Annotated in this window: 9 protein-coding genes; 8 read left to right on the forward strand and 1 reads right to left on the reverse strand. The window is 65.4% G+C overall.

Annotation, left to right across the window (positions count from 1 at the left end; all coding sequences use genetic code 11):
- The first annotated feature begins 131 nt into the window (after nucleotides 1–131).
- Genes AC2VOG_RS10165 through AC2VOG_RS10180 form a run of 4 tightly spaced genes read left to right on the forward strand, consistent with a single transcriptional unit; the run spans nucleotide 132 to nucleotide 3,689 of the window.
- A complete protein-coding gene (locus tag AC2VOG_RS10165; protein WP_486939775.1) occupies nucleotides 132–1,223 on the forward strand; it encodes an amidohydrolase family protein in 1,092 nt (363 codons plus the stop codon).
- 22 nt (nucleotides 1,224–1,245) lie between these two features.
- Entirely contained in the window at nucleotides 1,246–2,391 is a 1,146-nt protein-coding gene (locus tag AC2VOG_RS10170; protein WP_486939776.1) for an amidohydrolase family protein, read from the forward strand.
- 1 nt (nucleotide 2,392) lies between these two features.
- Complete coding sequence (locus AC2VOG_RS10175) at nucleotides 2,393–2,806, forward strand: Rieske (2Fe-2S) protein (RefSeq protein ID WP_486939777.1); 414 nt, start codon at nucleotides 2,393–2,395, stop codon at nucleotides 2,804–2,806.
- 16 nt (nucleotides 2,807–2,822) lie between these two features.
- Nucleotides 2,823–3,689 carry an alpha/beta fold hydrolase gene (locus tag AC2VOG_RS10180; RefSeq protein WP_486939778.1) on the forward strand — a complete coding sequence of 289 codons (867 nt, stop codon included), beginning with the start codon at nucleotides 2,823–2,825 and terminating at the stop codon, nucleotides 3,687–3,689.
- 5 nt (nucleotides 3,690–3,694) lie between these two features.
- Here AC2VOG_RS10180 and AC2VOG_RS10185 read toward each other — a convergent pair whose 3' ends face one another.
- A complete protein-coding gene (locus tag AC2VOG_RS10185) occupies nucleotides 3,695–4,162 on the reverse strand; it encodes a hypothetical protein (RefSeq protein ID WP_486939779.1) in 468 nt (155 codons plus the stop codon).
- Between the two features lie 36 nt (nucleotides 4,163–4,198).
- Between AC2VOG_RS10185 and AC2VOG_RS10190 the strand changes: the two genes are divergently transcribed.
- Genes AC2VOG_RS10190 through AC2VOG_RS10205 form a run of 4 tightly spaced genes read left to right on the forward strand, consistent with a single transcriptional unit; the run spans nucleotide 4,199 to nucleotide 8,287 of the window.
- Nucleotides 4,199–5,479 (forward strand): NADH-ubiquinone oxidoreductase-F iron-sulfur binding region domain-containing protein, encoded by a 1,281-nt coding sequence (locus AC2VOG_RS10190; RefSeq protein ID WP_486939780.1) that lies wholly within the window; start codon nucleotides 4,199–4,201, stop codon nucleotides 5,477–5,479.
- Entirely contained in the window at nucleotides 5,476–5,772 is a 297-nt protein-coding gene (locus AC2VOG_RS10195) for a ferredoxin (protein ID WP_486939781.1), read from the forward strand. Before AC2VOG_RS10190 ends, AC2VOG_RS10195 begins: the two co-directional genes overlap by 4 nt.
- Entirely contained in the window at nucleotides 5,769–7,415 is a 1,647-nt protein-coding gene (locus AC2VOG_RS10200; RefSeq protein WP_486939782.1) for a thiolase C-terminal domain-containing protein, read from the forward strand. Before AC2VOG_RS10195 ends, AC2VOG_RS10200 begins: the two co-directional genes overlap by 4 nt.
- On the forward strand, nucleotides 7,412–8,287 hold the full coding sequence (locus AC2VOG_RS10205; protein WP_486939783.1) for an alpha/beta fold hydrolase: 876 nt from the start codon (nucleotides 7,412–7,414) through the stop codon (nucleotides 8,285–8,287). The genes AC2VOG_RS10200 and AC2VOG_RS10205 overlap by 4 nt, the downstream gene beginning before the upstream one ends.
- Nucleotides 8,288–8,309: the final 22 nt, after the last annotated feature.

Genomic DNA, 8,309 nt, shown 5'->3' on the forward strand with positions numbered 1-8,309 from the left:
CTATCAGGCGAAACGCATAATCGAAATGCTTACGGGAAACCCGTTGGTCAGCGGCGAACGAGGATGTTAGTTTGGCTAGACGACTGCTGACGACCTCGACCCGGTCAGTCGATTCGGGAAGGGCGGTTTAGGTGATCGAGCACCCAGACGGGACGCGCACGCCGCTGATCGACGCGAGCGTTCACATCTTCTTCGCGTCCAACAAAGAACTGCGTTCGGCACTGCGCGAGCCGTTCAAGAGTCGCGGCTTCCCGGACTACGAGATGGACTGGTACGGCGCCCCGGGCGGTGAGTACGCGCCCAAGACCCGCGGGCCGCAAGGGCAGTACCCCGGCTCGGACCCGGAATTCGTGGGCAATGAACTCTTTTTCAACCGCGGCGTCGATATCGCGGTTCTGCATCCGATGGCACGCGGCATCATGCCAGACCGCCATCTGGGCACCGCCCTGCACGCCGCCCACAACGCGATGATGGTGTCGAAGTGGTTGGAGCACAGCCACTTCGGCGACCGGTTCCGCGGCACGATCCGGATCAACCCCGATGACATCGCGGGTGCGATCAAAGAGATCGATAAGTGGCGCGGGCACCCCCGCGTGGTGCAAATCGGTGTTCCGCTGCAATCTCGCGAGCTGTATGGCAAACCGCAGTTCTGGCCGCTGTGGGAATCGGCGGCCGACGCAGGCCTTCCGGTGGCTGCGCACATCGAGGTCGGATCGGGCATCGCCAATCCGCCCACCCCGTCGGGCAATACCCGCACCTACGAGCAATACGTCAGCTTCATGGCGCTGAACTACCTGTATCACCAGATGAACATGATTGCCGAGGGTGTCTTCGAACGCTTCCCGGGCCTGAAGTTCGTCTGGGGCGACGGCGCAGCCGATTTCATCACGCCGTTCATCTGGCGGATGGACACGTTCGGCCGGCCGCATCTCGAGCAGACCCCTTGGGCACCGAAGATTCCCAGTGATTACCTACCCGGGCACATCTACTTTGTCCAGGGCAGCCTCGACGGTCCCGGCGACGTCGATTTCGCCGGCGAATGGTTCGGCTTCACCGGCAAGGACGACATGGCGATGTTCGGATCCAGCTACCCACACTGGCAGTGCGGCGACATCAACAAACTGCCCAAGGCACTGTCGACCGAGCAACGGGAGAAACTCTGCTGGCGCAATGCGGCCGAGCTCTATGGCATAGACATCGCCGTCGGCTCGGGAGCACAGTAGGAGCTAGAGCGAGGAGATCGAGATGCCGCTGACCCACTTGCACGAACGCGTTCCGGCCGCCGAACGGATCGCCGTCCGGTGCGTCGACTCCGACGTGCACCCGGCGCCTCGACGCGGCGAGCTCGTTCAGTACATCCCCGAGCCGTGGCGCAGCAGGTACTTCGGCTCCCGCGACGTCGGTGAGCAGATCTACTATGACGCCCCCGACTACGCGCACAGCTACGCGATGCGCACCGACACCTTTCCGCCGGACGGCGAATTCGCCTGCAGCGACCCGGACATGGCGTTCCGGCAACTGATCATGGAGGCGGGCTCGGACATCTGCATCCTCGAGCCGGCCGCCTACCCGGCCCGGCTGCCCGAAGCGCAACACGCGATGGCGGCCGCGCTCAACGAGTGGCAGTCCCACCATTGGCTCGACAGCCACAACAACTGGCACCAGCGGTGGCGCGGTTCGATCTGCGCCGCGATCGAGGAGCCGCAGGAGGCGGTCCGCGAAATCGAGAAGTGGGCCGAACACCCCTACATGGCGCAGATCTTGATCAAGGCCGAGCCGCGACCGTCATGGGGCAACCCCAGATACGATCCGATCTGGGCCGCTGCCACCAAGCACGACGTCACCGTCAGCTGCCACCTGTCGCGCAGCCAGTTCGAAGAGTTGCCGGCCCCGCCGGTCGGCTACCCCAGCTACAACCATGACTTCATGGTCACGTATTCACTGCTGGCCGCGAACCAGGTCATGAGCCTGATCTTCGACGGAGTCTTCGACCGCTTCCCCACGCTGCGAATCGTTTTCGTCGAGCACGCCTTCAGCTGGATTCTGCCGCTGATGTGGCGGATGGATGCGATCTACGAGGCACGCAAATCCTGGGTGGACATCAAGCGCAAGCCGTCGGAGTACGTCAAGGACCACATTAAATTCACTACCCAACCGCTGGACTACCCCGAGGACAAGACCCAGCTCACCCGCGCCCTGGAGTGGATGGAGTGCGAGAAGATCCTGCTGTTCTCCTCGGACTACCCGCACTGGACGTTCGACGACCCGCGTTGGTTGGTCAAGCACCTGCCCAAGTACGCCCGGGACGCGGTGATGTACCGCAACGGCATTGCGACCTACCACCTTCCGGAGACGGTTCCCGTCCTCGAGGGTCAAGTCCGGGTGCTCTGAGTTGCCCGAAGAATATGACCGGGCGGTCAGCAAGCGGCCCGAGCCTCGATTGGCCCAGGGCCGCGAGCACGTCGTCGCGACAGTTGACGAGATCCCGCCGGGCAAGCACAAGCTGGTCCCGATCGGGCGACACGGAGTGGGCGTATACAACGTCAACGGCACTTTCTATGCCATCGCGAATTACTGCCCGCACCAAGGTGGTCCGCTGTGTTCGGGGCGTGCCCGGGGGCGCACCGTCGTGGACGAGACCGCGCCCGGCGACGCGGTGATGGTGCGAGACCAGGAGTACGTCTACTGCCCTTGGCACCAATGGGGTTTCGAGCTGGCGACCGGCACGACCGCGGTCAAGCCGGAGTGGAGCATCCGCACCTACCCGGTGCGTGTCGTCGGCAACGACGTCCTGGTGCAGGCCTGATCTGACTGGAGTTCATGTGTCTTTTCTCGAGATCAACGGCGGCAAGGTCGTCTACGAAATCCTCGGTGATTCCGGAGATTTGATCGCGCTGACCCCAGGCGGCCGGTTCAGCAAGGAGATCCCCGGGCTGCGACCGCTGGCTGAGGAAATGGCCGCGGGCGGTTACCGGGTGCTGTTGTGGGACCGGCCCAACTGTGGCGCGTCCGACGTGCAGTTCTACGGGCAGAGCGAATCGCACATGCGCGCCGAGACGTTGCACAAGCTGGTGACCGGGCTTGGTTTCGACCGCTGTATCCTGGCCGGCGGGTCCGGGGGCGCAAGGGATTCCATGCTGACGACGATGCTCTACCCCGAACTCGTGGAGAAGCTGGTGGTGTGGAACATCGTCGGCGGAGTCTACGGGTCGTTCGTACTCGGTTCCTACTACATCGTCCCCAGCATTCTCGCCGTACGAGGTACCGGCATGGCCGGCGTGGTGCAGGTACCGGAATGGCGCGAGCGCATCGAGGAGAACCCGGACAACGAAAAACGCTTCCTGGGCTTCGACTCCGAGCAGTTCCTCAAGTTGATGCTGCGCTGGCTCAACGCCTTCGTGTCCAAGCCGGGCCAGACGATTCCGGGTGTGGACGACGAGATGTTCGATCGAATCCAGGTTCCCACCTTGATCATTCGTGGCGGCGAGAACGACTTGGATCATCCGAAACGGACATCGCTGGAAGTCAGCTGTTTGATCAAGGGGTCGAAACTGATCGACCCACCCTGGCCGGAGGACGCCTGGGAGCGCGCGTCCGAAGCCCGTGCTCAGGGCAAGGTGAAGCACTTCAACATGTTTGACACCTGGGTGCAGGCCGCGCCGCCGATTCTGAAGTTTCTGGGATCCTGATGCGGCTACACGGTGCGAATGCGGACTTCGCAGTTCAGCGACGCCTCCAGCGCGGTGCGAACGCGGCTTTCCGGGATGCGCTCGAGGTCGGCTTCCCGCAGCGTCACGTCGACGATGTCGAAGCCGTCATCGCCAGGAGTCCGGACGATGTCGGCGGTGAGCCCGAATCCGGCCAGCACGCCGTGCGCATCGTCATCGGTTCCGCGGCTGACAAAGGTGACCACACCAGGCAGCGGTATGGTCGCAAAAGCCCTGCCGCACAGCTTGATCGCCGCGCGCCTTGCGGATTCGGCGTTGTCACAGCTGATCAGCAGCTCTACCTCACGGCGACCGGCGGGCATGGCCCCGAGGTCGTTCTCGATCACACCGGTTCGTCCGACACTATCGAGGAGCGCTGCCATGCCGTCGGTTAGTTGCACAGGAGTCAGCGCGTTGTCCGGGTCGACATTGACGCGCACGACGGCGGTTCGCATGTCGGCCAGCCTAACCGCGCGGCCGGGAGTCCAATGATGAAGTCTGGCGCCGCACCGGCGATCGCCCTCGCCACGTCGTCCGGCTTGTCGCCGCGGCTGTTGATTCAGGGCGGTCGAGAAGACCTCGACGCCTACGTCGGGTATCAGGCGCTGACCGACCCTGACGAACTGCTCGGCGAGGTCGACTCCAGCGGGCTGCTGGGGCGGGGCGGGGCCGGTTTCCCGTTCGCCGTGAAGGCACGCGCGGTCCGCGACAACGGACGTGCGGTCGGTGGCGCCGTTGTCGTCGCCAATGGCGAAGAGGGCGAACCGGCTTCGATCAAGGACCGATGGTTGCTGCGGCACCGCCCGCATCTGATCCTCGACGGCCTGCGGCTTGCCGCCGCGATGGTGTCTGCCGACCGCGCCTACGTCTATCTGTCCGACCCCGAATCGGCCCGCAGCGCGGAAGCTGCACTGGGCGAGCTCGGGCCGGACGCCTTCGCCGGCGTGGCGGTCGAGGTCCGCAGCGTCGCACCGGGTTACATCGCCGGCGAGGAGACCGCCGCGGTGCGCGCGCTCAACGGCGGTCCAGTCAAGCCGACCGACAAGCCACCACGGCCCTTCCAGGAGGGTGTCGGTGGACTCCCGACTCTGGTCAGCAATGTCGAGACGCTGGCCAGCCTGCCGCTCATACTGCGGCACGGGTCAGCCGAGTTCCGTTCGCTGGGCACGGCGTCGTCGCCGGGCAGCTTTCTGGTGACGGTAAGCGGCGCAGGTCGGGCACCGGGACTCTACGAAATTCCACACGGCTTACCTTTCACTGAACTGCTTGCTTTGCATGGTGTTTCACCGGAACACGTAAGAGGGGCACTGATGGGCGGCTATTTCGCCGGCCTGCTGGACCGCTCGGTGCTCGACGCCACCCTCGACCACCAGACGCTGCGTGCGCTCGGTTGCGGCCTGGGCAACGGCGCGATCGGCGTGATCACCGACGACTGCCCACTGGCCGTCGCGGCGTCGGTGCTGGCCTACTTCGACCGCGAGAACGCCGGGCAATGCGGCTCCTGCTTCAACGGAACCGCGGCGATGGCAGCCGTCAGCGGGGCCTTGCGCGATGGCGTCGCCACCGAAGAGGACGTCGCCCGGTTGCGGCGCTGGTCGGTGGTGTTGCGCGGCCGCGGCGCCTGCGCGACGCTGGACGCCGCGACCAACATCGCAGCGAGCCTACTGGCGAAGTTCCCCGACGTCGTCCGGGCGCACCTCCACAATGGTTGTCAGACATGCCGACTGGGCGCGTTCGTGGCCGATCGCCCCTACCAGGTCGAGTCGCTGTGAGGGTTCGCCTGGACCGCACCATCTGCGACGGCTTCGGGGTGTGCGCCAAGCACGCTCCGCATTATTTTTCGCTCGACGACTGGGGATACGCGTCGCTGGAAGGCGACGGCGAGGTCGCCGAGTCCGACCGCAACGCCGTGATGCGGGCGCTGCTGGATTGCCCTGTGCACGCGATCACCGAATGGGGCGAGCGCCGCGATGCCGAACCGCACGGCCGGTCGGTCGGCGCCGACGACCCGGCCGAGCACCTGAAAACCGAAGCAAACGAAGCGGAGTGGGGGTTCACCCGTTGACCGGACGGCCACTGCCGTTGATCACCGACGACAACGCGTTCTTCTGGAGCTCCGGTGCCGACGGCACGCTGCGTCTGCAGGAATGCGCCGATTGCGCCGCGCTGATTCATCCGCCCGCCCCGGTGTGCCGGTACTGCCGCTCGCACAACCTCGGCGTCCGGGCGGTGTCGGGTCGCGCGACGTTGGCCGGGTTCACTATCAACGAAAGATTCAGCCTGCCAGGTCTTCCCGCACCCTACGTCGTCGCCCAGGTGGCTATTGCCGAGGATCCACGGGTGCGGCTGACCACCAACATCGTCGAATGCAGGCCTGAGCAACTGGAATTGGGCCAGCAGGTCGAGGTGGTCTTCGAGCAGCACGAAGACGTCTGGCTCCCGCTGTTCCGTCTTACAGACGGCGCCGAGCCGGGACAGTTGCCGGTCGACGAGATAGCACCCGAGCGGTTCGGCGAATTCGTCCGGCCGATGCTCACCGCAGACAAGTTCGAAGACAAGGTGGCGCTCACCGGAGTCGGCATGTCGGAGATCGGCCGGCGGTTGATGGTGCCGCCGCTGTCGCTGACCGTCGCGGCCTGCGAAGCCGCAATCGCGGATGCGGGACTGACTGTCGACGACATCGACGGGATGTCGACCTACCCCGGCGGCGGCAACCTCGGCGGCTTCGGCGAGGGCGGCATCACCGCGCTGGAAGCCGCCATGGGAATCCGGCCGACGTGGCACAACGGCGGCATGGAAACCTTCGGCCCCGGCGGTTCGGTGATCGCCGCAATGCTCGCCGTCGCCTGCGGGATGGCCCGTCACGTGCTGTGCTTTCGGACGTTGTGGGAAGCCACCTTCAACGAGCAGATGAAGCAGGGCAAGATCGTCGCGTCCAGTGGCCGTCGCGCCGATTGGCTACTGCCGTTCGGCGCCACCTCGGCGGCACACACGTTGGCGCAGAACGCCCAACGCCACTTCCATCGCTACGGCACGACCAAGGAGACGCTCGGCTGGATCGCGTTGAACCAGCGCGCCAACGCCGAACTCAACCCGACGGCGGTGTACCGCACGCCGATGACCATGGACGACTACCTCAATGCGCGGCCGATCACGTCGCCGTTCGGGCTCTACGACTGCGACGTACCCTGCGACGGCGCGGTCGCGGTGATCGTGTCGGCCGTCGACGCCGCCCAGGACACCGCCAAACCACCGGTGTATGTCGACGCCGTCGGCACCCAGATCATCGAGCGGATCGATTGGGACCAAAGCACATTGACCCACGAGCCGCAGGTGCTGGGCCAGTCAGCGCATCTGTGGTCACGCACCGCGCTCAAGCCCCAGGACGTCGATGTCGCCGAACTGTACGACGGCTTCACGATGAACTGCCTGTCCTGGATCGAAGCGCTGGGATTCTGCGGCATCGGCGAAGCGCGCGACTTTCTCGACGGGGGCACGAACATCGCCCGCGACGGACAGTTGCCGCTGAACACGCACGGCGGCCAGCTGTCGCACGGCCGCACCCACGGCATGGGCCTGCTACACGAGGCGATCACCCAATTGCGCGGCGAGGCCGGCGTTCGTCAGGTGGCCGATGCCCGCGTCGGCGTGGTCAGTAGTGGTGGTCTGACTCCGAGCGGGGTACTGCTGTTACGGGCCGATCGATGACGGCTTCGCCAGCGACGGTGCAGCCCCGGCTCGTCATCGTCGACGGTGTGCCGATGTCGGCGTTGGTGGCCGAGGTTCCGGACCCGCGGGCGGTGATCGTCGCCATTCACGGCGGAGGCACCACCGCACTGTATTTCGACTGCCCCGGCCATCCCGAATTGTCGTTACTGCGAACCGGTGCGCAGCACGGATACACAGTGGTGGCGATCGACCGGCCGGGCTACGGCAGCTCCTCGGCCTACCCCGAAGCGGTCGCCGAACCCGAGCAGCGGGTACGGCTGGCGTACGGCTTGGTCGATCGGGTACTGGCCGAAAGGCCCCGCGGTGCCGGTCTTTTCCTGATGGCCCACTCCGGTGGTTGCGAGCTCGCGATCCGAATGGCCACGGGAGGTTCTGTCGAGCAGCGCACCGACCTGATAGGCATGGAACTCGCCGGCGCCGGCCGGCGCTACCACCCGGACGCGCGCGAAATCCTCAACGCCGCCGGCCGGGAACACCGCCCGGCGGGATTGCGCGAACTGCTATGGCATCCAACCGAACTCTATCCGCCCGAGGTACTCAAGGGCGCAACGATTTATCAGGGTGCGCCGCCTTACGAAACCCAGATGGTGTCCAACTGGACAGGTCAGGACTTTCCGGCACTGGCCCCGGGGGTGCGGATTCCGGTGCAATTCAGCGTCGCCGAGCACGAGAAGATCTGGCAGTGCGATGCAGCGGCACAGACCGAGATTGCCTCGATGTTCACCAATGCACCAAGGTTTCAGATCAACGAGCAATCCGGGGCCGGGCACAACATCAGCGTCGGCCACACCGCCGCGACTTATCACGCGGCGGTTTTCGCGTTCGCCGACAGCTGCGTGGAGACCCGGTGATCGACGTCGGATTCATCGGCCT

The organism is Mycobacterium sp. TH-M11 (assembly GCF_057473725.1).